At 62.0% G+C, this 22301-nt stretch carries 18 protein-coding genes and 2 pseudogenes; 10 read left to right on the forward strand and 10 right to left on the reverse strand.

The annotated features are described in order from the left end of the window. Positions 1-397: 397 nt before the first annotated feature. A complete protein-coding gene (locus tag ACO07W_RS21235) occupies positions 398-1339 on the reverse strand; it encodes an MBL fold metallo-hydrolase (RefSeq protein WP_421845542.1) in 942 nt (313 codons plus the stop codon). Between the two features lie 559 nt (positions 1340-1898). On the opposite strand from ACO07W_RS21235, the gene ACO07W_RS21240 reads away from it, so the two are divergent. Continuing rightward, entirely contained in the window at positions 1899-2363 is a 465-nt protein-coding gene (locus ACO07W_RS21240) for an SRPBCC family protein (protein ID WP_421845543.1), read from the forward strand. 155 nt (positions 2364-2518) lie between these two features. Here the strand turns inward: ACO07W_RS21240 and aceA are convergent, their stop codons facing one another. Then, positions 2519-4819 carry an isocitrate lyase ICL2 gene (gene aceA / locus ACO07W_RS21245; RefSeq protein ID WP_421845544.1) on the reverse strand — a complete coding sequence of 767 codons (2301 nt, stop codon included), beginning with the start codon at positions 4817-4819 and terminating at the stop codon, positions 2519-2521. Between the two features lie 243 nt (positions 4820-5062). Then, entirely contained in the window at positions 5063-5776 is a 714-nt protein-coding gene (locus ACO07W_RS21250; protein ID WP_421845545.1) for an MBL fold metallo-hydrolase, read from the reverse strand. Between the two features lie 714 nt (positions 5777-6490). Here ACO07W_RS21250 and ACO07W_RS21255 point away from each other — a divergent pair. The 5 genes from ACO07W_RS21255 to ACO07W_RS21275 all read left to right on the forward strand — a co-directional run bounded on the left by ACO07W_RS21255 (position 6491) and on the right by ACO07W_RS21275 (position 12278). Further along, positions 6491-7780 carry a hypothetical protein gene (locus ACO07W_RS21255; RefSeq protein ID WP_421845546.1) on the forward strand — a complete coding sequence of 430 codons (1290 nt, stop codon included), beginning with the start codon at positions 6491-6493 and terminating at the stop codon, positions 7778-7780. Positions 7781-7992: 212 nt separating this feature from the next. After that, a complete protein-coding gene (locus ACO07W_RS21260; RefSeq protein WP_421845547.1) occupies positions 7993-8436 on the forward strand; it encodes a Fur family transcriptional regulator in 444 nt (147 codons plus the stop codon). 36 nt (positions 8437-8472) lie between these two features. Next, a complete protein-coding gene (gene katG, locus ACO07W_RS21265) occupies positions 8473-10686 on the forward strand; it encodes a catalase/peroxidase HPI (RefSeq protein WP_421845548.1) in 2214 nt (737 codons plus the stop codon). Between the two features lie 110 nt (positions 10687-10796). Next, positions 10797-11294, forward strand: a complete 498-nt coding sequence (locus ACO07W_RS21270; protein WP_421845549.1) for a hypothetical protein — start codon at positions 10797-10799, stop codon at positions 11292-11294. Positions 11295-11318: 24 nt separating this feature from the next. Further along, positions 11319-12278, forward strand: coding sequence for an FAD-dependent oxidoreductase (locus ACO07W_RS21275; RefSeq protein WP_421845550.1), 960 nt, complete (start codon positions 11319-11321; stop codon positions 12276-12278). 47 nt (positions 12279-12325) lie between these two features. On the opposite strand, the gene ACO07W_RS21280 is transcribed toward ACO07W_RS21275, so the two are convergent. Together ACO07W_RS21280 and ACO07W_RS21285 are read right to left on the reverse strand one after the other, a co-directional pair. After that, on the reverse strand, positions 12326-12757 hold the full coding sequence (locus ACO07W_RS21280) for an anti-sigma factor antagonist (RefSeq protein WP_421845551.1): 432 nt from the start codon (positions 12755-12757) through the stop codon (positions 12326-12328). A gap of 336 nt (positions 12758-13093) precedes the next feature. Then, positions 13094-13495, reverse strand: a complete 402-nt coding sequence (locus tag ACO07W_RS21285) for a phage holin family protein (RefSeq protein ID WP_421845552.1) — start codon at positions 13493-13495, stop codon at positions 13094-13096. Positions 13496-13574: 79 nt separating this feature from the next. Between ACO07W_RS21285 and ACO07W_RS21290 the strand changes: the two genes are divergently transcribed. After that, complete coding sequence (locus ACO07W_RS21290) at positions 13575-14834, forward strand: sialate:H+ symport family MFS transporter (RefSeq protein WP_421845553.1); 1260 nt, start codon at positions 13575-13577, stop codon at positions 14832-14834. A 145-nt stretch (positions 14835-14979) separates the two neighbouring features. Here the strand turns inward: ACO07W_RS21290 and ACO07W_RS21295 are convergent, their stop codons facing one another. The 3 genes from ACO07W_RS21295 to ACO07W_RS21305 form a co-directional block, all read right to left on the reverse strand. Continuing rightward, positions 14980-15786: an SDR family NAD(P)-dependent oxidoreductase gene (locus ACO07W_RS21295; protein ID WP_421839996.1), complete on the reverse strand. Its 807-nt coding sequence runs from the start codon at positions 15784-15786 to the stop codon at positions 14980-14982. Positions 15787-15835: 49 nt separating this feature from the next. Continuing rightward, a complete protein-coding gene (locus tag ACO07W_RS21300; protein ID WP_421840121.1) occupies positions 15836-17173 on the reverse strand; it encodes an IS256 family transposase in 1338 nt (445 codons plus the stop codon). 108 nt (positions 17174-17281) lie between these two features. Further along, the gene (locus tag ACO07W_RS21305) at positions 17282-18574 is read right to left on the reverse strand and encodes a competence/damage-inducible protein A (RefSeq protein WP_421845554.1); all 1293 of its coding nucleotides are present in this window, start codon (positions 18572-18574) and stop codon (positions 17282-17284) included. A gap of 103 nt (positions 18575-18677) precedes the next feature. Between ACO07W_RS21305 and ACO07W_RS21310 the strand changes: the two genes are divergently transcribed. Next, positions 18678-19232, forward strand: a complete 555-nt coding sequence (locus ACO07W_RS21310; RefSeq protein WP_421845555.1) for a macro domain-containing protein — start codon at positions 18678-18680, stop codon at positions 19230-19232. A 6-nt stretch (positions 19233-19238) separates the two neighbouring features. Here the strand turns inward: ACO07W_RS21310 and ACO07W_RS21315 are convergent, their stop codons facing one another. Then, the gene (locus ACO07W_RS21315) at positions 19239-19556 is read right to left on the reverse strand and encodes an MTH1187 family thiamine-binding protein (protein WP_421845556.1); all 318 of its coding nucleotides are present in this window, start codon (positions 19554-19556) and stop codon (positions 19239-19241) included. Positions 19557-19634: 78 nt separating this feature from the next. Between ACO07W_RS21315 and dtd the strand changes: the two genes are divergently transcribed. Continuing rightward, positions 19635-20066 (forward strand): D-aminoacyl-tRNA deacylase, encoded by a 432-nt coding sequence (gene dtd / locus ACO07W_RS21320; protein WP_421846152.1) that lies wholly within the window; start codon positions 19635-19637, stop codon positions 20064-20066. A gap of 268 nt (positions 20067-20334) precedes the next feature. Further along, positions 20335-21126 (forward strand): annotated as a pseudogene (locus ACO07W_RS21325) (class I SAM-dependent methyltransferase); the annotation flags it as partial. A 3-nt stretch (positions 21127-21129) separates the two neighbouring features. On the opposite strand, the pseudogene ACO07W_RS21330 reads toward ACO07W_RS21325, so the two are convergent. Beyond that, positions 21130-22295: pseudogene (locus ACO07W_RS21330) on the reverse strand (alcohol dehydrogenase family protein); the annotation flags it as partial. Positions 22296-22301 lie beyond the last annotated feature (6 nt).

Consider the following 22301-nt stretch of genomic DNA (forward strand, 5'->3'; position numbering starts at 1 on the left):
CGCATAGCGCTATACGATACTCCTTGAAAGGCGGCTCTACAGAACTTTTTTGCCTAGCGGACTACGAAGAATCACCAGTTCATCAGTGCGCCAGTCCCCCGAGGCCGCTCCGCGACTCCGGCCGAAAATTGCTACGCCAAGTTCGCCGGATAACACAGAACCGGAATGATGCGGCGCCGCCAACAGTGCTGTTGACCGCTTCTTCGCGACCACCCGTCTCTTTGCTGCTATCGCGGTCAATATGCACCTACTGCGCGACCGCCGAAGAACCGAACCGCGAAATAGTTCGATCGGACACACCACAGAGATTCAAATCGCGATCCGTTCCAATACGGCGAAAATAGTGTCTACAAACTATTCCGCGAGCCCGCACGGACCGTACGTGAAGCGGAAGCGCTCAGGCGAGGCAACTCAGCGGGCGACCGCCGTTGTAGGCCACCATGTCGGTCAAGGCGGCGGAGATATCGATAGCCGCGCCAAGTGGCGCGGCGGCTAGTTCAGCATAGGCGCGGTGCAGGTTCCCGACGATGCGCTCGGGGTCGAGCAGCTCGGCGTACTGACCGAGATCCAGTTCGCGCGCAGTATCCAGTGGTGACAGACCGGCGTCATGGCCGGCTTGGGCGCTGGCCTGAACAAAGCGGAGATATCCCACGACGTAGTCAATGAGTTCCGGTCCAGCAACGGCTCCGTGTCCGGGGATGATCCTCTCGGCGCCAAGTGGTTTGATGACGTTCTCGAGAACCTGGATGGCTCCGGTAAGAGATCCTTGCACCAGGAAGGGCGTGCCGCCGTTGAATAGCAGATCACCGGCGTAGAGCACCTTGCGCTCGGGTATCCAGACGATGGAGTCATTGTTGGTGTGCGCGGGCATTCCGACATGACGGACTTCGGCACGCAGGCTGTCGACCCAGAGGGTCACCGAATCGGTATAAGTGAGAAACGGCGGCTCCAACACCACGTCGCCCCAGTCGACGGGTGTGAAAAAGGGGCCCGAACTCGGTTCCCCCGAATCGACAACACCAGCACGAGTCGCCTCGTGACCCACAATTGTGGCACCGCCGAAGAGGAAGTTGCCGAAGGTGTGGTCCCCGTGATGATGGGTGTTGACAAGTGTGCGCACCGGCTGAGTCGTGACCGTCCCGATCGCGTTCAGGTAAGCCCGGGTACGCCGCACTGTCGCACAGGCATCAACGCTGATCACGCCGCGTTGGCCGACGAGAAACCCGGTGTTGTTGATCCACCAGCTCCCGTCAGGCTGTAGGTAGGCGAAGATACCGTCGTCGACCTCTTGCACTCGGGGCGGGCCGGGCGTGGTGACATCGTGGTGGGTGCTGCTCATCGTGTGGCTTTCTCACCCGCTACGGCGTCGAACAAGGTGGCCGCGACCAGCCCGCAACCGTCGCACCAGCATGCCGACCGTCCGACCTTGCGGAAAATCCACGCTGAATGCCGAACCACTGTGTCCATTGTTATTGAGTATCTACCATCTAGCAGCCGGCGAGGCCCAGTGCTCGATGCTTGAGGCGAGTCCTACACGCCTTTCCGAAGAACTCAGTGATGACCGCTAACTCCGGCGGGAATCCATGCAGCGCTTCTTCGGAAGCGCGCGGCTCTATCATCCAATCGGGAACACCTTGCGGGGGCTGGCCTTCGGACGCAGCCGATGCGTCAAGAACCTGCCGTCGGCGCCAATCTTGACGCCAAGACCCAAGCGCCCCCATTCCGATCGGTGCTCGCGGTCAAGCAATCTCACCGAGCACCCCGGACAGTGCAATGTCCGAACCGCTACTACCACCTCGCCTGGCCCGCAGCGAACCGGAATTGGGCGACGGCGCTGCGGTAGGGTACGCGGCAACAACAATCAGGCCACGTCACGTAGTCGCAGCGGGGAGTCAGCCATGTCCGGTCGGAAGTTTTCATTCGAGGTAAACAAGACCAGCAGTGCGCCGGCGGCGACCCTGTTCCGCCTAGCCGCCGATGGTGGACAGTGGTCGACCTGGGCCAAACCGATCGTCGTCCAATCAAGTTGGGAATGTCAGGGCGATCCCGCTCCGGGGGGTGTCGGGGCTATCCGCAAGCTCGGGATGTGGCCCGTGTTCGTCCGCGAAGAGACCGTCGAGTATGAGCAGGACCGCCGGCATGCATACAAGCTGGTTGGCGCATCTCCGACCAAAGACTACTTCGCCGAGATCGTCTTTACGCCCAATGCTTCGGGCGGCACCGATTTCCGCTGGAGCGGCTCGTTCGCCGAGCGCGTCCGCGGGACAGGTCCGGTGCTGCGAGCCGCGATGGGGGGCGCGGTCAAGTTTTTTGCGGGGCGTCTGGTGAAGGCGGCCGAGCGCGAATCGGGCGGAGTCCGGTAGCGTCTGGCCAGTCGGGGTGGAGGCGTTCATCGCCAACGGGTTAGCTCAGCAGTGCAACCGGTGCTTATTCGAGTTGGCAACAGTGTCCGGTCACTGAGTTGCGGTCAAACGTCGGCGCACTACGCGGTTGGCGGCTGAGCAATATGGCCTCGGGCCTACTTCTCTTTGGTGATCAGCCGGCGCAGCGCGACGCGATCCGGCTTCAACAACTCGTTGATGCGCGGGTGGTTTACATCGGCAACGATGATCTCACCCACCTCCTGGTTAACCTCGCCGAAGATCCCATGCGACTTCATCTTCTCGGTCTGATAAAGGTTGTCTTCGGTGGGCGTAACGTAGTGCACCGCATCGGCCTTAAACCGGTGCACCAACCAGAGGTGGATCAAGGTCATCAATCGCTTCTGGCGTAGCGCCTCGCCAAACGTATTCTGGTCGCGCACCAGCAGGATGCTGCGCGCCCGTCGATCTTGGATGGGCTGGAAGATCACGTTCGCGAGCTTCTCCTCCCCCGTGCCGTAGATACCGAGCTCAAGCACCTCCGAGCCAGCGCGTTGCGGCCGAAGGCGCACATGAAGCGTGTCCTTGAGCTGGTAATAGTCGGTCCACATCGCGAGCCAGTCCTCGAGCAGCTTGCGCGGGACCTCAGTCTGCACAAGATGTTGGTGCTGTGTGGAGCCTTTACCCATCGCCTTGGTGGTCGCCGTGCGACCCGAGGATGCCTGCAACGCGGCGTCGCTGCGCGGCCCGCCGACTAGGGTTTGCGGCGTCCGATAGGGCGATTCGACCAAACGCATCTTGCGCTGCAAGCGAGCCAACGCCAGCATGCCGTCCTGCTTCAGCGCGGTCGCGAATTCCTCGGAGGCCACGCCGTCGACTTGATGCCCACCATAGGTAATGAAGTTGAAGACAAAGCCCATCTTGGCGAGCTCCTCGGGGAAACTCCGCATCTCTTCGTCCGTCATCCCGGTGGTGTCCCAGTTGAACGATGGCGAAAGGTTGTAGGCCAGCATCTGATCTGGGAATTCTGCGTGGATCGCCTCCGCAAATTCCCGTGCGTCCGCGAGATCCGCTGTTTTAGTCTCCATCCATAGGATGTCGGCAAATGGCGCCGCCGCCAACGACTTGGCGATCGCATAGGGAATGCCGCCGCGGATCTGGTAATAGCCTTCCGGGGTTTTCGACAATTCACAATCCCAACCGGGGGCAACGCCCAACGCCTTTGCCTTTTCCTGGGCAGCGAACATCGACGCGCGCCGAGCGAACTGCCGCCACTCCTGCGAGCTCATCTCGACCAACTCGCCCTCGCTCTCGCCGAATTCGAGGACTTCAGCCACCGCCTCGCCGTAGGTCATGAGCCCAGCGTCGTCCTCCCAGGCCGCCACGAAACGCGACTGGACTTGGTCAAAGAGGTCGTCGATCGATTTGTTGTCATTCTCCCGCCAGGCGTTGACAGCGTCGGAGACGAGACCCAAGATGCCGTGGCGCTCAAGCCAAGCGCCGGCCAGGGCGTACTCGCTGTCGGCTAGCGCGTAGAGAAGATGGCCATTGAGTTCCTTGACGCCCAATTCGTAGAAGCGTCGCACCAGCGCCAGAAAGCAAGACTTGTAGGACGGTACCGTCAAATTGGTTGCGCCTAGAAGGAACGGTTGGTCACGCTCGTCGGCGCGGCTGTCGATCAGGTTGGCGGCCTCGGCATCGGTGCGCGCGACGATGATGCCGGGCACCCGCATGATGTCGAGCTGGAAGCGGGCGGCGTTAAGACGCTTGATCTGTTCGTCAGACGGCACCAAGACTTTGCCACCCTGGTGGCCACACTTCTTAGTGCCCGGACGCTGGTCTTCAATGTGGTAGCCGGGCACACCGACTTCGACGAAGCGGCGGATCAAGTTGCGCACGTGTGGATCGCCGCCGTGACCCGTGTCGGCGTCGGCGATGATGAACGGCCGGAAATCGTAGACGGGAGCCGCGGCGCGCTGCGCTTCGCTCATGTGCAGGCGCAGGTACTCCTGATTGCGATCGGCGGTGAGCAGGGCGCGCACCAAGACCGCGGCATCATCGGGCACCTGACTCAATGGATAGCTGGCGAGGTCAGGCCCGGGATCCTCACTGGTCGAGCCCTTAGCTGAAGTTGCCCAACCACCGAGGTAAATCGCCTCGATGCCCATCCGCTTCATGCTTACTGCCTGCCCAGGCGAGTACGGGCCAAAAGTTGTGACACTCTTGCGTGCGGCGAAGAGCTCGCGCAGGCGCGCGTAGAAAGCCTGCGCCGCCTCCCGCGCAACCGTGTGGTCACTGTGGATCGTGCCCCGCTGCTCGGCGACTTGGCGAGCCGTGTAAAGCCGGATGATGCCCGAGAAACGCGAGCTGTCGAAGTACCGCTGTGTAGCGGCGACGTCTCTGCCGAAGTCATCCTCGAGCGGTGCGTGAATCTCAGTGTCCGTTTCGGTGATGGCCATGTCCCCACGCTCCTCTTCAGCACCAACTACCCCGACGGTCAGAGTGTATCGCTGGATAAGTGAGCCAGATCACCGACAGCGGCGTTCGTCGCAGCACACGTATCCATAAGATCCGCCTGACGGTGACGAGCAGCGGACGCAGGCTGGCGAAAACACCCGCGCCAATCAACATCCAGCCAAGTGGCATCACCACCGGGAAACCCCACGCCAAGATGGCCGCACAACGATCCGCGGTCTGGCCGACTAGTTGTTCGGCTGCTGTTGCAGCCAGTCTCGTTGGCGCCGGATGAACTCGGCGTCCACGATGCTCCCGTGGCCGGGCACGTAGACACCGTCGGGACCACCGACCGCAAGCAGCCGATCAAGGGTTACCGGCCAGGCCGCCACGTCCGAATCGGCGTCAATGACCGGGTCGGCGGATTCTTCGACCAGGTCACCGGCAAACACCACGATCGGGCACTCGTGATCGTCGACGCCAGGGGCCACGACCACCAGATCTGCGGCGGTGTGGCCACGACCCAAGTGAGCAATCTGAACTCGGCGGTCGCCGAGGTCGACGACAGCGTCATAGATCTGGTGCTGCGGCCGCGGTAAGGCCGCAATCGCTCGATCGATCTCAGCCGCCTCGGCCCCATACTGCAGCGCTTGAGCGCGCAGCTGGTCGGTAGCTGACAACAAATAGTCTGCAACCTCGGGCGCACAGTAGATATCGGCATCGGCGAACGTCGCGCACCCCAGCACGTGGTCGAAGTGCTGGTGCGTCAACACGACATGCGTCACCTCGCATCCAGCAATATGGCGAACGTCGGCACTAATGGCGGCCGACTCGGTGAGAGTGGTGCCGGTATCGATGAGCATCGCTCCGGTGCGGCCTCGCACCAAGCCGACGGTGACATCACAAAACTCGAGTCGACATCGGTAAACACTGTCGGTGAGGTGCTCCCAGGCGAAATTCACTGTACGAAAGCTAGCCCCGCGCGGGCAGAATGACCGCGTGTTGTAAATCACGCCACTGATTTGCCTCAGCCTCCGCGGTTTTCACGGCGCGATCATAGCGTTGAAAACGTCGGCGAGTTGCCCCTATGTCTCACGTCGCCGATCCGGCCACCGGCCTGCCGTCATGGACTTCGGCAGCAGATGATAGCGCCGAACTTGGTGCTCCAATCGTGGAGATCAGCGAGATCAGGAGGCTCGGCTTAGCAACGTCACCCGATGGCGATGATCGACTGCGGTCGTGGCATTGGGCAGGGTTGCGATGGGATAAACGAACCCGATCGTCCACGCTGCCAATAAAGATCCAGCGACTGTTGGTCGTGCAGCACACCGACCGGAACTTTCCGTGGCGGCTCTTGCCGATGCCGAAGACCGAAGGACCAGCTAAGATTGAAGAGCGGGTTAATTCTTCAGCCGAGCCGGTTCCGTACAACGAAAACATAGAACCACAGCGAGAACGTCGCCCGGGCGTTCTGCACCGATTGCCAACAGAGATGCTCAAGCAGAACCATGACGACACCAGATCGCCCCCAGACGGAGCCCGACGCCGGCCATCCAGGCTCTCCTGACTCGGGTCTGGGCAGCCCGCCACCCCCCTCGGTCAGCCCGGTAAGCCCGCCGCCTCCCCTGGTGAGCCCGGCGCCTCCCTTGGCGAGCCCACCGCCACCGTATTCACCGTTGGTATCAGATCCGCCTGCTGCCGTCGGCAATCCGAATGGCTACCAGCCCCTCTTGAACCGGGCCAGCTATCACGACAGCGAGATGCAAAAACACGAGGGCATCGCTGCGAACTACCGACGTGAATCACAAGAACTTCAAGAGCAGCAGCCCAGACTCGATGCGGAGGCGCGCGAAGCGACGCCGCAAATGATAAAGCATTTCGAGACCCAAGCGGGAATCCAAAGGCAAGATGCGCTCAGATATGACAGTCAAGCTCAAGAATTTCGCACAGAAGCCGCGGATCATTTCGAGCTTGCACAGGATCTGCGAGACGAGGCGCGCAGAGAATCCCAAGGACTGAATTCAACCGAGTCCATTTCTCGAATGCTCGACCAAAGGGCAGATTTTTACGACAGCAAGGCGCAGCTAATTGCCGATTGGGCCTCGTCTCCTAACTCGGGAAGCATCGCGAGCCTGGGTTCCGAAGAAGACGCATACTTGCGTGAACAGGTGCAAAAAAGTCGGCGAGGGTCAGAATCAGTAATCAGTGATTACCGCCGACAAGCATCCCAAGCGCGACGGACATCCCTTGCCATGCGGACCTCCGAGAAGGCACAACTGACGGCGTATGGAACGCTGACAAACAATGTCAGAGTTCGGGAACTAGAGAGCAGGGCGGCACGATCCGATTCACTTGGTCAATTGGCCCAGAATCGAGCTTCGCTGTACGAAGAAAACGCTGAACAGGCCCGAAAAAATGCCCGGGCGTTTGATTCCAGGGCAGCTGAGCTCCGAAAACTCCGGCAACTTGCCGATGACAATCGCGAGAAGGCTCGACTTACCGAAGCACGGGCTAACCAAGCCGATAAAGATGCCGAGGAGTCCCGGACACAGGCACAGCGATATCGCAAGTTTGTCACACACGCCAAGGACCTAGATTCGTCCCCTCCTAATTCCTGGGTTAGCACTTCGGCCCCAACTACGGGCGCTTCGGCGCCGACTGTAAGCACCGGGGACACATTGGTTTATGACTACAAGAACATCTATCAGCACATAGCGGAATTGCGGCAATCGAGGAATCAAGCAACAAACCTGCTGAGGCAGGTTCGCGCTCGCCAGCAGAACTTAGCGACTGACGCCTCCGGAACTACCGTAGATGCTTCGCAAGCGAAGCTGACCGAACTCCGAAGTAGTCTTGAAGCCACGATATCCACCCTTAGCCAGGCAATTAACAAGCTAGAGACCGCGGTAGCGGAAATGGGAAGCACCGAGAACGGCGTTGCCTCCGAGTTTCATAGCATCAGTTGATCTGATCAGCCGTGACCGGCGCACTTTAACGCCTACGTCCGGGGCTGTAGCATCTCCGGCCGGCGCGGTCGAACATCGGCCAGATCGTGCGGACACTCCAGTCAAATCGATGGCGAGCAGCTGACTCACCGTCCACGCCGCGACACGCCCGATTCAGCACCAAGTTCAGGCAAAGTCTTGACTGATTCCAGAAAAGAGAGTCAGATGGTTATGTGCCCGCAACTCCAAACTACCCAGAGCAACTCCGCAAGGTTGATCTGCGGGTAACTCGCCCACGCGTGGCGGTATTGGAGGCAGTGAACGCACATCCGCACGCCGACACCGAATCAATTTTCGGAGCGGTGCGTTCGGCCCTGCCTGACGTGTCCCGACAGGCCGTCTACGACGTTCTGCATGCGCTGACCGACGCCAGGCTGGTGCGGCGGATTCAACCGTCGGGCTCCGTTGCTCGCTACGAATCCCGAGTCGGCGACAACCACCATCACACTGTCTGCCGCGCATGCGGGGTCATTGCCGACGTCGACTGCGCCGTCGGTGCCGCTCCCTGCCTGACCGCGTCGGACCATAATGGCTTCCTGCTGGACGAGGCCGAGGTCATCTATTGGGGCTTGTGTCCCGACTGCTCGACATCAGGAACTCCGCGATCACACCCGTAATCGCAGCCCAACACACCCACTCCCGGAAGGAATGCTGTGCCCGAGGAACACCCATCCACTGCCGATACCAACGTCGGAACCGCCGAGAACGGCTGCCCCGTCGTCGGTCGCATCAAATACCCCGCTGAGGGCGGCGGCAACCGGGACTGGTGGCCAAACAGGCTCAACCTGAAGATCCTGCACCAGAACCCCGCCGTAGCCGACCCCATGGGCGCGGCGTTCGACTATGCCTCAGAGGTCAAGACCATCGACGTCGACGCCCTAAAACGGGACGTCGAGGAGGTGATGACAACTTCGCAACCCTGGTGGCCCGCTGACTACGGCAACTACGGGCCGTTGTTCGTCCGGATGGCCTGGCACGCCGCCGGCACCTATCGCGTAGATGACGGCCGCGGCGGGGCCGGGGCCGGCATGCAGCGATTCGCACCGCTGAACAGCTGGCCCGACAACGCCAGCCTGGACAAGGCTCGTCGACTGCTGTGGCCAGTCAAAAAGAAGTATGGTCGCAGGCTCTCGTGGGCCGATCTGATCGTCTTCGCCGGAAACCACGCCTTAGAGTCCATGGGCTTGACAACGTTCGGATTCGGCTTCGGTCGGGTCGACGAGTGGGAGCCCGACGACGTCTACTGGGGTAAAGAGCACACCTGGCTTGGCGACGAACGGTATTCCGGCGAGCGAGATCTCGAAAACCCGCTAGCCGCAGTGCAGATGGGCTTGATCTACGTGAACCCCGAGGGCCCTAACGGCAACCCGGACCCACTCGCCGCTGCAATAGATATCCGCGAGACGTTCGCCCGCATGGCGATGAACGACGTCGAAACAGCCGCGCTGATTGTCGGCGGTCACACCTTCGGCAAGACTCACGGTGCCGGCGACGCCGATCTCGTCGGCCCAGAACCAGAAGCCGCTCCGCTTGAGCAGATGGGCCTCGGTTGGAAGAGCTCCTTCGGCACCGGCGTGGGCAAGGACGCGATCACCAGCGGTATCGAGGTCATCTGGACGCATACCCCGACCAAATGGGACAACAGCTTCCTCGAAATTCTCTACGGCAACGAATGGGAGCTGACCAAAAGCCCCGCAGGCGCTCATCAGTGGAAACCGAAGGACGGCGGCTGGGCGAATTCGGTACCGGAACCTTTCGGCACCGGCAAGACCCATCCATCGATGCTGACCACTGACCTCTCGATGCGCGTCGACCCGATCTACGAGCGGATCACCCGGCGCTGGTTGGACCACCCTGAAGAGTTGGCCGACGCGTTCGCCAAGGCCTGGTACAAACTGATCCACCGCGACATGGGGCCCGTCGCTCGATACCTCGGGCCACTGGTGCCGCAGGAAACGCTGCTCTGGCAGGACCCGATCCCGGCCGTCAGCCACGACCTGGTCGCGGGCGCAGACATCACAGCGCTCAAGAGCCAGATCCTGGCGTCGGGTCTAACGGTCTCCCAGCTGGTTTCGACGGCCTGGACAGCCGCCGCATCATTCCGCGGCAGCGACAAACGGGGTGGCGCCAACGGCGGACGCATCCGTCTGCAACCGCAGGCCGGGTGGGAGGTCAACCAACCCGATGAGCTGGCCCAGGTGCTGCGCACCTTGGAAGGGATTCAGGAATCCTTCAACTCCTCGGGGACCGCGAAGGTGTCGTTCGCCGATCTGGTCGTGCTCGGAGGCTGTGCCGCGGTAGAAAAGGCGGCCAAAGACGCCGGACACGACATCACCGTGCCATTTGCGCCGGGTCGTACGGATGCCTCGCAGGAGCAAACCGATGTGGAATCCTTCGCGGTGCTCGAACCAAAAGCGGACGGCTTCCGCAACTACCTCGGGAAAGGCAACCCGTTGCCGGCCGAGTACCTGCTGCTGGACAAGGCGAATCTGCTAACGCTCAGCGCTCCGGAAATGACGGTGCTCGTCGGCGGCTTGCGCGTCTTGGGCGCGAACCACAAGCAGTCGCCATTGGGCGTCTTCACCGCGGCGCCCGGGTCTTTGACCAACGACTTCTTCGTGAACCTGCTCGACATGGGGATCACCTGGGAGCCGTCGGCCGCGGACGACGGCACCTACGAGGGCAAGGACCACACCGGGGCGGTGAAGTGGACCGGCAGCCGGGTGGACCTGGCATTCGGGTCGAATTCGGAGTTGCGGGCCCTTGCCGAAGTCTATGGCGCCGATGACGCGCAACAGAAGTTCGTGCAGGACTTCGTCGCTGCTTGGGTCAAGGTAATGAACGCCGACCGATTCGACCTGGTCTAACTGCGGACCTGGCGAATCACGTACGGCACCCTGCAAGCTCACCCGCTTCGCGGGGTGCCGTACGTCATGCGCACCCCCACCGAACGACTCACACGGTACGCTTTTGGTCTATGCGCTCGAAGGCAACATGGCCAGTGGCGACACGTTTTGTCGCCGGTGGAGTTCTGCTCGCAGGCTGGGTCAGCTCAGCAGGTGTGGCCGGCGCGGATCCAGAACCGGCTCCATCGCCGGATCCCGGACCGCCGCCGGCGCCGCTGACGACAATCGACCACGACGGCACGTATCTCGTGGGCACTGAAATCCTGCCCGGCACGTACAGCTCGGCAGGGCCTGTCGAGAACGGGACCTGCTACTGGAAGCGAATGGGCAACCCCGACGGCCAGCTCATTGACAACGCCATTAGCAAGAAACCGCAGGTCGTCAATATCGAGCCGACCGACAAGGCATTCAAGACAGACGGCTGCCAGCCCTGGCAGAACACCGGCGCGCCCGGTGGTGCTCCCGGTGAACTCCCAGGACCGATCGCCGGCGCCAAGCTACACATCGACCTGGGCGTTCTCAACGGGCTACTGGCTCAAGCCGGTGCCGGGCAAATACCACCGCCCTGATCGGCGCTGGAATCGGACACTGCTGTGGGATCTGGTGCGCAACAGGTTGTTGTCATTGGTGCCGGTGTTAGCGGATTGACGGTCGCTGTATGCCTAGCCGAAGCGGGGTGGCCAGTGCGAGTATGGACGGCCGCAACACCGCAGCAGACGACATCGGCGGTGGCCGGTGCAGTCTGGCTACCGCGGCCCATCGAGCCTGCGGCCAAGACGCTGGGTTGGACCGAACAGTCGCTCAACGAATTCCGGCAGTTGGCCAAGAAGCCTGATACCGGGGTGTGTATGGCACCGGCTCTCATTGTCGGCGATCGGTCGACAACCACCGGGATGTCTCGTTACACCAAGCTGATACCCAACCTGCAGCCAGCAGATCCAGCCGAGATTCCTGACGGCTTTCCCAGCGGGTTTCGCGCCACCATGCCGATGATCGATATGCCGCAATATCTCGACTACTTAGAAAAACGACTCGCCGCGGCCGGCTGCGAGATTGAGACTCGCCCCGTGCAGTCGCTGGATGAAGCCGCTGACACCGCAGCTGTCGTAGTCAACTGCGCGGGTCTGCGCGCCGGCGATTTGGCCGGCGAACGCGGCATGCGCCCGCGGTTTGGTCAGCACGTTGTCCTGACCAATCCAGGCGTGCAGCAGCTGTTTCTGGAAATCAGCCATGACACGGAATGGACGTCGTATTTCCCCCACCAACAACGCGTCGTTTGCGGCGGCATCAGTATTCCGGACCGCTGGGACCCCAACCCAGATCCGGAGGTGACCGAAAGGATAATTCAACGCTGCCGCCGGGTCGAGCCCAGACTCGCCGCGGCTACGGTGGTCGAGACAATTACTGGACTACGTCCAGAACGCCGCTCAGTGAAAGTGGAAGCTGAGCAGCTCGGGCACGCGCGGTGCATCCACAACTACGGCCACGGCGGCGATGGGGTGACCCTGTCGTGGGGTTGTGCCCGCGAGGTCAAACGGCTGATCGCCAGCTGATAGCTGACCGAGAAACCAGCCGGCGGGCCGGTTTTAACAGCTCGTCCTTACTGCGAGCAGGCTGGCGGAGACAATGCGGCCTCGACCGTTGTATACAGCGGCAGCAGGCGGCGCAGTCCGCACGCGGCGATGGTGCGGGCCACGATCGGTTGGCTATTGACCAGCCGCAGACTCACACCGCGACGGCGGCACCGCACCGACTCCTGAGCCAACACGGCATAGCCACACGAGCCCATGAACTCGAGGTCACGAACATCGATGACGAACGGTCCCGGTGCAATGGCGATCGATGCGCTTCGACTCACCAACCGCTGCCAGGAAAACTCGTTACTGGCGTCGATATCACCTCCGACATGAACGACCACCGCCGATCCGACACACTCGGTGACCGCACGTAAACCGCTGTGTGGGTCACTAGATTGCGAACTCGCCCGCGTACCCGCAGAGCCGGGAAATGATCCAACCGCGACAGTGTTCATCTCTTTCAAATCCCGTCGTCGTGTGCTGTTAAGTAATGCCTTCCTGTGCGCTGAAACACGGAATATCGTCCTTGCGCCGAAAGACAGACAGGGCTCTGCCTTTATCGGTATTAGCAAGCAGCGTTGCTAAGCATATGTGCACCATGTGCTGACAACATAGGGTTTCGCCTATCATATTTTCGCAGTTTCCAGGCATAAGATTGACCTCAGCACCGCATAGTTCAACGAGAACCTTTACGGCGATGGCGCTTTCACGAATAGAAACACCCTCAAGACGTCAGGATAGCGTCATGGATTCGCCGAATATCACCCAACACTGTGACATGAGTCGGTGGATCACACGCCAGTGACACGTCGAAAGTCGCGGACCAGCAGCGACAGTATCCAGCTCACGATCGACAACCAGACAGCGGCCCAGACCGCAGTCCACCAGAAGTGGTCGATCTGCAGTCCCCAGTGAGTGGTGTTCTTGGTGATCCAAGCTGTGATCCACAGCATCAGCGCGTTGATCACCACATGGAAGAGGCCAAGAGTCAGGATGTACAGCGGGATCGATAGGATCTGCACAACCGGCTTGACCACCGCGTTCACCAGACCGAAAATCACCCCCACAGCGAAGACGATCCCGATCCGCTGCAATGTCGTGTCACCTCCCACGAAACGCAGGCCCGTGACGAAGGACGTAACAACCCAGAGCGCGAAGCCGGTCAACGCAGCACGCAGCAGGAACGGCACCATTCGACGATACTGCCAGCCCGCGCCGCGGCCGGTGCCAGATGCGTGAAGTATCGATGAGCGTCCGCGCTAGGTTCATACGGTGAAAACCCAGCGGCTGACCGCTGACCAACGGAACTCCTTCATCGCAGCATTCTTGGGCTGGACGATGGACGCCTTCGACTATTTCCTCGTCGTGCTGGTGTACGCCGACATCGCAGAGACTTTCCATCACAGCAAGACCGAAGTCGCGTTCCTCACCACTGCCACCCTGGCGATGCGCCCGGTCGGCGCGCTGCTGTTCGGGTTATGGGCCGACCGGGTCGGCCGGCGCATCCCATTGATGGTCGACGTGGCGTTCTATTCAGTGGTTGGATTCTTGTGTGCATTCGCACCCAACTTCACCGTGTTAGTAGTCCTGCGCCTGCTCTACGGCATTGGGATGGGCGGAGAGTGGGGCCTCGGTGCCGCTCTCGCAATGGAGAAGGTTCCCCGCCAGCGGCGGGGATTCTTCTCTGGCCTGCTGCAGGAAGGCTATTCAGTCGGCTACCTGCTAGCCACGGTGGCATCGCTCGTCGTGATGAATTGGCTGGGGCTGTCGTGGCGCTGGATGTTTGGCCTCAGCATCATCCCGGCTCTGATCAGTCTGATCATTCGATACCGAGTAAAGGAATCCGAGGTGTGGGAGGCCACCCAGGACCAAATGCGGCTCACCAAAACTCGAATCCGCGATGTGCTGCGTGACGCGGCAATCGTTCGCCGGTTTTTCTACCTCGTGCTGCTCATGACCGCCTTCAACTGGATGAGCCACGGCACGCAGGACATCTATCCCACATTTCTGACCGCGACCACCGAACATGGCGCCAGCCTGTCCAGCGCGACTGCCAGGTGGATCGTGGTGAGCTACAACATCGGTGCCATTCTGGGTGGATTGCTGTTCGGGACGCTCTCGCAGCGGTTCGGCCGCCGCTACACCATCGTTTTCTGCGCGGTATTGGGACTGCCGCTCGTGCCGATTTTCGCCTTCTCGCGCACCGCCGCGCTGTTGTGCTTGGGCGCGTTTCTGATGCAAGTGTGTGTCCAGGGTGCGTGGGGTGTGATCCCCGCTCATCTGAGTGAGATGTCTCCAGACGCTATTCGCGGCCTCTACCCCGGCGTCACCTATCAGCTGGGCAACCTCCTCGCGGCATTTAATCTACCCATTCAGGAAAAACTGGCCGAATCCCACGGCTATCCGGTGGCCCTGACGGCCACAATCGTGCCGGTGCTTGTCGCAGTCGCGATGCTCGCGGCGATCGGCACAGATGCCACCGGAATCCGTTTTGGCACTGCCAAAAGCGCCTTTCTCATCGGCAAGATCTAGCTGGGCTGCGTCCAGATGCCGGTGTAAAAGGCAGGGCCAGTTTCGCTCCGCTGTTAGCATACGGGCGTCTGGTTCGGCGGCAGGTCGATTCGCGGGTTGGGGGTTGTACGGGCCGGTCGTGGTTCGTGCGCCGGCGATGTTTGGGCTATGAGGGCGCTGGTGGTTGTTTCTGCGTGGTCGAGGTGGCGACCGCAGGCGATTCGGGACGCTGACCAGTGGCGCGACGCGATGCCGCGGTGATGAGGGTGCGCTGCCAGTCGGGTGGGACCGCAGCGAAGATTCCGCGGTCGATAGTGGCCAGCGCCTGTGCAGCGACCTCGGCGGGGTCGATGCCGTCGGTGGACATGCCTGTCGAGACCAGGGCGGGGCAGATCATGCTCACGCCGATCGGCGTGTCGGCCAGTGCCAGCGCGGTGTGTTCGGCCACGGCCACGACGGCGTGCTTGGAGGGTCCGTAAGCGCCGCCGCTGGGAAAGGTCAGCACCCCAGCCAATGAGCCGGTGATCAGGATGTGCGCGGGCTGGTTCGCGGCCAGCAGTCTGGGTACGAACGCACGCAAGCCGTTGACAACGCCACCGACGTTGACCGCGAACACCCTGTTCCAGTCAGGAGCGGCCACTTCCCACGGAGCACCAAAGCTCCTACCGGTGATTCCGGCGTTCAGGCACACGACCCGGGCGTCGCCGGCGGCTTCAGCGAGCGATTCGACCGCATCCGGCATGGCAACGTCAGTGGGAACCGCTTGTGCCCCCAGTGACTGCGAAACTTCGCTCAATGTGACGGTGTCGATGTCGGCGAGCACGAGGTTGGCTCCACGGTCGGCCAGTGCATGCGCCAACGCGCGCCCGATGCCACTAGCTGCGCCGGTCACCACCGCTGTCATCCCATTCAGATCCACATTGTGCAGGCTATCGACCACGGCCACGCCGCCGTGGCAAACGGTTTCCCTCACCTCCCCTTACTGGGACCGGGTGGGCGTCGTCACGCGTGCGTGCGCCTCGCTACGCCGTGGCGGAGACGGGATCTGCCTGGCCGGTAGGTGCTTGACTTTGAGGCGGTCGCAGTTGGCGGGGTGAGTCGAGCAGGGATCGGCGTAGGTCTTGCAGCAGTCGGGTGCCGACCGGTGTCATGGTGAGGCCGCGCCAACCGGCCGAGGCGCGGTCGAGCACGGCCCACACCAGGCTGATGGCGCTGGTCTCGCCGGGGAATCGGCCAATGACCTTGGTCCGTCGCTTAGTTTCTCCAAAGGAGCGCTCAATGAAATTTGAGTGCCGAACGCGGCCATGGTGTTCAACCGGAAACCGCAGATAGGCGGTCAGCCCTGCTTTGTCGGTGAGCAGGATCCGCATAGCCGCCGGGTAGAGGTCGGAGTATTTAGCGGCGAACGCCTCGATCCGCTTGTCGACGATCTCAACCAGCTGCGGTCCCGGCTCGATACCCAGGCCGGTGGTATCAAAAATCGCCCAGTATCCGTCACGGACCTCGACTTGCATCCCGGTGGGGATCTTCGCAAGCACGTTGCGAAGGCGATGAATAAGACATCTCTGGCGCAACGCTTTTGGGTAGATTTGTTCGATGGCTGCGATCAGTCCCTTGGCGCCGTCAGAGACGATCAGCAGCGGAGTGGCAAGACCGCGTTCGCGCAGGTCGGTCAGGAAGTCGGACCACGCGTCGGTGGACTCTCCGGTCCCGGGTGACAATCCGACGAACACGGGTTTGCCCTCGGTGGTGACGCCCCAGGCGGCGAGCACAGGCTCGGCCGGCGACCCGGGATGCATCCGAAAGAAACTGGCGTCCAAAAACAGGTAGTCCAGAGCGATCTCACCGAGTGGGCGACGAGCCCACGCCTGGTATTCGGCCCGGATCGCCTTACAGACTTCCGAAACCGCGGACTTGGAGATCGCCGCCTGATCGCCGAGCGCTTCAGCGAGGGTGGCCTTGACATCCCGGACGGACAGGCCGCGGATGAACGAGGCGATCACCAGCGTTTCCAGGGCGTTGGTTTTCGTCACATGCTTACCGAACAGCCGAGAGGCGAACGCTTGCATGGTGCCACGCAGTTTCGGCCGCTCCAAGGTGACCGCACCTGTGGTGGTCTTGATGGTCACCGGCCGATATCCGTTGCGCGAACCGCCGTTAGCGTCGGCACAGGCGGCGGTACGTTGGTAGCGTTCACGACCGAGGAACTCGGTGACCTCAGCCTCCAGGGCCGCCTGCATCAGTAGCTGGGCGCCGAGGCGGGCGATTTCTTCAAGGATTTCAGGCAGTTCCCGATCCTCGGCGAACAGGGCGTCGATTTTGGTGCGGATACGGTCGGTCGCTGATACGCGGACAGGCACGGGCGTGACTCCTTCTTCGCAGACTTGCAGGTCGTGAAGCGGAACCTACGCGCGTGCTCCCTATTTACACCGGATCCCGGACACGACCTCTAGCTGGCCAGCTCTCGACTATGCGCCACTAAGCACGCGGCGCAGCAGGTGCATTGCCACTGTCGTCGCACGTTCACGGATATCTGACCGGTTCCCGGGAAGCCGCAGTGTCCGGATGATTGCCGGGCCGCAATCTTGGGTCACGCAGAAACAGACCGTTCCCACCGGCTTTTCCACCGTCCCCCCGCCCGGTCCAGCAATGCCGGTGATCGCGACCGCGGTGTCTGCGTTGAAGCGCTGCCGAACGCCGGTAGCCATCGCCTCAGCCACTGGCTCCGAAACCGCCCCATGCGTCTCGATCAATGCCGAATCGATACCGAGGAGCTGTGTTTTCGCCTCATTGGAGTAGGCCGCCACTCCCCCCGCCACGTATTGGGAAGACCCCGGCCGGTCTGTCAGCCGCGCCGCCAGCAGCCCGGCGGTGCAGGATTCGGCAGTAGCTATCCGCCGCCCGGCCAGCAACTGCGCGACCAGGTCGTCGACCGACGAGCCGTCTTCTGAGTAGAGCTGATCTCCGTGCTGGTCGCGTAGCAGCTCGGTGAGTTGCGCGTACGCGGCGGTGGCGGTTGGGTCGTCCGGCTCGTAGCGCGTCACCATCTCTATTTCTCCTCGCCGCAGACAGGTGGTGATTTCCAACGACTCAAACCCGACGACCGATGCCTGCGCGGAGCGCAATGTTTCAGCCAACCCCGACTCGGGCAACCCGAACAACCGCACAGTCTCCTGGCGGTAGATGGTGCGGCCGGCGATCGCCTGGCGGACCGCGGATGCCTGAACTGCGTTGCGCCACATCGGCTGGAGCTCCCGCGGCGGCCCCGGAAGCACAAGGACTGTTGGCTTTCCCGGCACAATCAGGCCAGGTGCCGTACCCACTGGATCGATCACCAGTGCTCCGGCCGGGATCATCGCCTGCTTGCGGTTGGCGGCGAGCACCGCTTTGAAGTCGGGATATTCAAAACCAGGATTGGAACGCGTCATCAACGATTGCAGGATGGCAGCGATCTTGTTCTCGAGCTCAGCATCGAGCACCAGTTCGCGCCCAAAGAAGCGGGCCAGCACTTCAACTGTCATGTCATCGGCTGTTGGCCCTAATCCGCCGCTGGTGATCACCAGGTCCACACCCTGATCGACCAGAAAGCGCAGCTGTGCCTCGATATCAGCTTCACGGTCGCCGCAAATCGTGATGTGTGCCAGTTCAACTCCCAGTTCTAGGAGCTGTTCGGCGATCCACGGGCCGTTACGGTCTTGGACCCGTCCGGTTAGAACTTCGGTTCCGGTGACCACCATGCCCGCACGTGCGCTCACCGGCATGAGCCTACGCAACCGTAGTCTGTGGTCCACCGGCCGTTGGCATCAGCTTGCGGTGGTGACGCAAGATTGAGCTACCCCATTTCCCTGGCGTTTCACCCAACGCATGTTCTCCAGGGCGTCATCTGGCCACAAGAACTCATGCAGTCTGCGAGACAATATTCCCGTGATCGACGTCGAGGTACTTCAGGCTGACGTCACCACGCTCGAACTCGACGCGATCGCCAACGCAGCCAACACCCAGCTTCGCCACGGTGGCGGCGTCGCAGCAGCGATTGCCCGAGCTGGTGGACCTCAAATACAGCTGGAATCCAGCGCCAAGGCACCCATCGGCCTCGGAGAGGCGGTCGAAACCACAGCCGGCGACATACCAGCGCGCTATGTGATTCACGCGGCGACGATGGAACGTGGCGGCCCCACTTCAGCTGCGATCATCGCCCGCGCCACCGATTCCACCCTGCGAAAGGCCGATCAGCTCGGCTGCCGCTCGTTGGCGCTGGTGGCCTTTGGCACCGGGGTCGGCGGCTTCCCGCTCGCGGACGCCGCGCGCCTGATGGTCGACGCGGTCCGCGGGTATCGACCGAACTCGCTGCAGCGGGTGGTGTTCGCGGTGCACGGAGATGCGGCCGAGCAGACGTTTCGCGCCGCGCTGCAGGCCTAGCGAGCTTTACACGTCGATGGCTGGGTCGGATAGATAGCGCTCCACAGCCTCCACTTTCTGGGCCATCGCGTCGGTGACCGCCGGCCGCCAATCGACCTTGATCACAGTGCTGACTCGGGGAGCACGAGCAGCCACCGCTTCGACAGCACGCTGCACGACCGCCATCACTTCTGTCCAGGTATCACCTTCTATCACGGTGAACATCGAATCCGTCTTGTTGGGCAGCCCGGAATCACGGACCACTCGGACTGCTTCTGCGACGATCTCGCCGACACCCTCGCCAACGCCCAAAGGGGTCACCGAAAACGCGACCAGCACCGACATCCATCTCCCTCCTGAGGCCAGCTCCACGAGACTACCGAGATACCTGCCGGAGGCAGCCACATGGCAACATCGAGCCCCATGCGGGTTCTGGTGCAGCGGGTCTCGTCAGCGGCAGTATCAGTGGATGGTCAGGTGGTCGGCGCGATTCGGCCGGAGCATCAGGGTCTGCTCGCCTTCGTAGGCGTCACCCACACCGACGGGGCGGAGAAGGCGCGGCGACTCGCCGAAAAACTCTGGAATTTGCGCGTTCTCGCCGACGAAAAGTCGGCTTCGGACGTCAATGCACCCATACTGGTCGTCAGCCAGTTCACCCTCTACGCCGACACGGCCAAGGGCCGGCGGCCGTCGTGGAATGCCGCCTCGCCCGGTGCGGTCGCCGAGCCTCTGGTCGGTGCCTTCGCGGACGCATTGCGCGTGTTGGGCGCACGGGTGGAAACCGGCATATTCGGTGCACAGATGCGCGTCGAGCTGATAAACGACGGTCCTGTCACGCTCATGTTGGAACTGTAGGCGGCTGTCTCTGGCTGCTCCGGTAGGCGGGTTGGGCACTTCAGCGGAGCCTTGGTGCGAGTAGCTACCAGGCCGTCCCACGACCGCTTCCCTAGCGATCCCGCGGACTCGCACAAGCTGCTCGCATATCGTCGTCACGAGTACCGTCGAATGAGTTAGTAGATCAACCAACGCCAGCGAGACAAGTGTGCTCCGAGGGGATGGACCTACGTCGGGACCAGCCACACCAGGGATGCCACGCTAGGTCGGTGGCGAGCGGAAGGCACCGATGACAGAACCCGAATCTGGATCCGAACCTGGATCGTTGCGTTCCGAGGACGATCAATGGGACATCGTCAGCAGTGTGGGCTACACCGCTCTCCTGGTTGCGGGGTGGCGGGCGCTGCACGCCGCGAGCCCCCAGCCAGTAGTCCAAGACGAATATGCGAAGCATTTCATCACCGCTTCCGCGGACCCGTATCTCACGGGTCTGCTGGCTAAGCCGGCAACTTCGCAGAACGAAACCGCATTCCCGCGTCTCTACGCGGTGCAAACCCGCTTCTTCGACGACTTCTTTTGCTCCGCCGGCGCCGCTGGCATCCGCCAGGCAGTCATTGTCGCCGCAGGAGTGGACTCGCGTGCGTATCGTCTTGACTGGCCTTCCGGAACAACAGTTTTCGAGGTCGACCTGCCCAAAGTCCTGGAATTCAAAGCGCACGTACTCGACGAATGCGGTGCGCAGGCCAAGGCGCGAAGACGAGCAGTTGCGATCGATCTACGCGCGGACTGGCCGACTCCGTTGAAGGCAGCTGGCTTTGATCCACAACAACCTAGCGCCTGGTCAGTGGAGGGACTGTTACCTTATTTGACCGGCCAAGCGCAGAACACTCTTCTGACCCGGATCGGCGAGCTGAGTGCGCCGCGCAGTCAACTCGCGGTAGGTGCTCTGGGATCACGCCTGGACAGTGAGCAGCTTGCGGCACTCGAAGAGACCCACCCGGGTATCAACATGTCAGGTGATGTGGACTTCTCCGGCCTCACCTATGACGACACCAGGCACGACCCAGCAACGTGGCTGGCTACCCATGGGTGGTCGGTCGAGCCGACTCGAAACGTGCTCGAGCTGCAGGCGCGTTACGGAATGGACCCGCCTGACATTGATATACAGCTTGACCGCTTGATGGGCTCGCACTACATCAAGGCAACCCGTTAGTGGGACAAGCGCTAGGGCGTCAGCAGGATCTTCACATCGTCACCCGACCGCGACCCGGCAGCGGCATATCCTTTGGCCGCGTCGTCCAACGACAATGTCGTGGTGAAGATTCCGTCGACGTCGAGCCGACCGGATTGCAGTAACGGGATCAACTCCGGCCATGTGCGCTGGACCGGCGCCGTAGTCATTCGCAGCGTGATGCTGCGCAGCAGACACGTCACCGCGGGCAGCGGAAAGGGCTGCAGATCGTGCACGCCGACAACGGAGACAGTGCCGCCGGGCCGCACAGCATTTAGTGCATCAGTCATAGACGCGTCGGTGCCTACAGCATCAATCACCGAGTCGGCGCCGCGGCCGCCGGTCGCGGCGCGAACGGACTCGGCTGCTGGCGAATTGATCGGTGTGACGCCCCATCCCGCGGCTCGGCGCAGGCGTCCTTGAACACGATCGGCACCGAAGACTGTTGCCGCACCTTGGGCCTGCGCGCTGCGCACCGCGCACAAGCCGACCGCGCCCAGGCCGATCACCGCTACTGTGCTGCCGAACGAGATATCGGCGCGTCGGGCTGCTGCCCAGCCGGTGGCGAGGTTGTCGGTGAGAAGCAGTGCCTGCTCGGTGGTGATTGCTTCCGGAATTTTCAGCACCTGAAAATCGGCGGCCGGTACGGCGAGTAAGTCGGCTTGTGCGCCGTCGAGTCCCCCTGTGCCGAAAATTTGCGGACCGGAGTGACACATGACGGGATCTCGGGTGGCGCAGCCCGGGCATGATCCGCAGCCGGCCACCGACGACACCATGACCGGATCGCCAACTTTCACGGTTGCCACCTTCGGCCCGGCCTCAAGTACGGTGCCCACCGCTTCATGGCCGAGGGCGACCGGCCCGCCGAATGGATATTCACCGTCATAGAAATGCAAGTCAGATCCGCAGATGCCGGCGGCGGTGACGGCAACGATCACCCCGTCTGGCCCCGGAAGAACCGGATCGGGGCGCGTGTCGACTCGAATGCTTGCCGGTCCATCAATGACTACCGCGCGCATGTCGGA

The organism is Mycobacterium sp. (assembly GCF_965230835.1).
In the GTDB taxonomy this organism is placed as follows: Bacteria; Actinomycetota; Actinomycetes; order Mycobacteriales; family Mycobacteriaceae; genus Mycobacterium.

Bases quoted from the DNA above. Each gene is read 5' to 3' on its own strand.
- ACO07W_RS21280 (WP_421845551.1), bottom strand. From the start codon at position 12,757: ATGAACACTGTCGCGGTTGGATCATTTCCCGGCTCTGCGGGTACGCGG.
- ACO07W_RS21270 (WP_421845549.1), top strand. From the start codon at position 10,797: ATGCGCTCGAAGGCAACATGGCCAGTGGCGACACGTTTTGTCGCCGGT.
- ACO07W_RS21315 (WP_421845556.1), bottom strand. From the start codon at position 19,556: ATGTCGGTGCTGGTCGCGTTTTCGGTGACCCCTTTGGGCGTTGGCGAG.
- ACO07W_RS21305 (WP_421845554.1), bottom strand. From the start codon at position 18,574: ATGCCGGTGAGCGCACGTGCGGGCATGGTGGTCACCGGAACCGAAGTT.
- dtd (WP_421846152.1), top strand. From the start codon at position 19,635: ATGCGGGTTCTGGTGCAGCGGGTCTCGTCAGCGGCAGTATCAGTGGAT.
- ACO07W_RS21310 (WP_421845555.1), top strand. From the start codon at position 18,678: ATGTTCTCCAGGGCGTCATCTGGCCACAAGAACTCATGCAGTCTGCGA.
- ACO07W_RS21240 (WP_421845543.1), top strand. From the start codon at position 1,899: ATGTCCGGTCGGAAGTTTTCATTCGAGGTAAACAAGACCAGCAGTGCG.
- ACO07W_RS21285 (WP_421845552.1), bottom strand. From the start codon at position 13,495: ATGGTGCCGTTCCTGCTGCGTGCTGCGTTGACCGGCTTCGCGCTCTGG.
- ACO07W_RS21235 (WP_421845542.1), bottom strand. From the start codon at position 1,339: ATGAGCAGCACCCACCACGATGTCACCACGCCCGGCCCGCCCCGAGTG.
- aceA (WP_421845544.1), bottom strand. From the start codon at position 4,819: ATGGCCATCACCGAAACGGACACTGAGATTCACGCACCGCTCGAGGAT.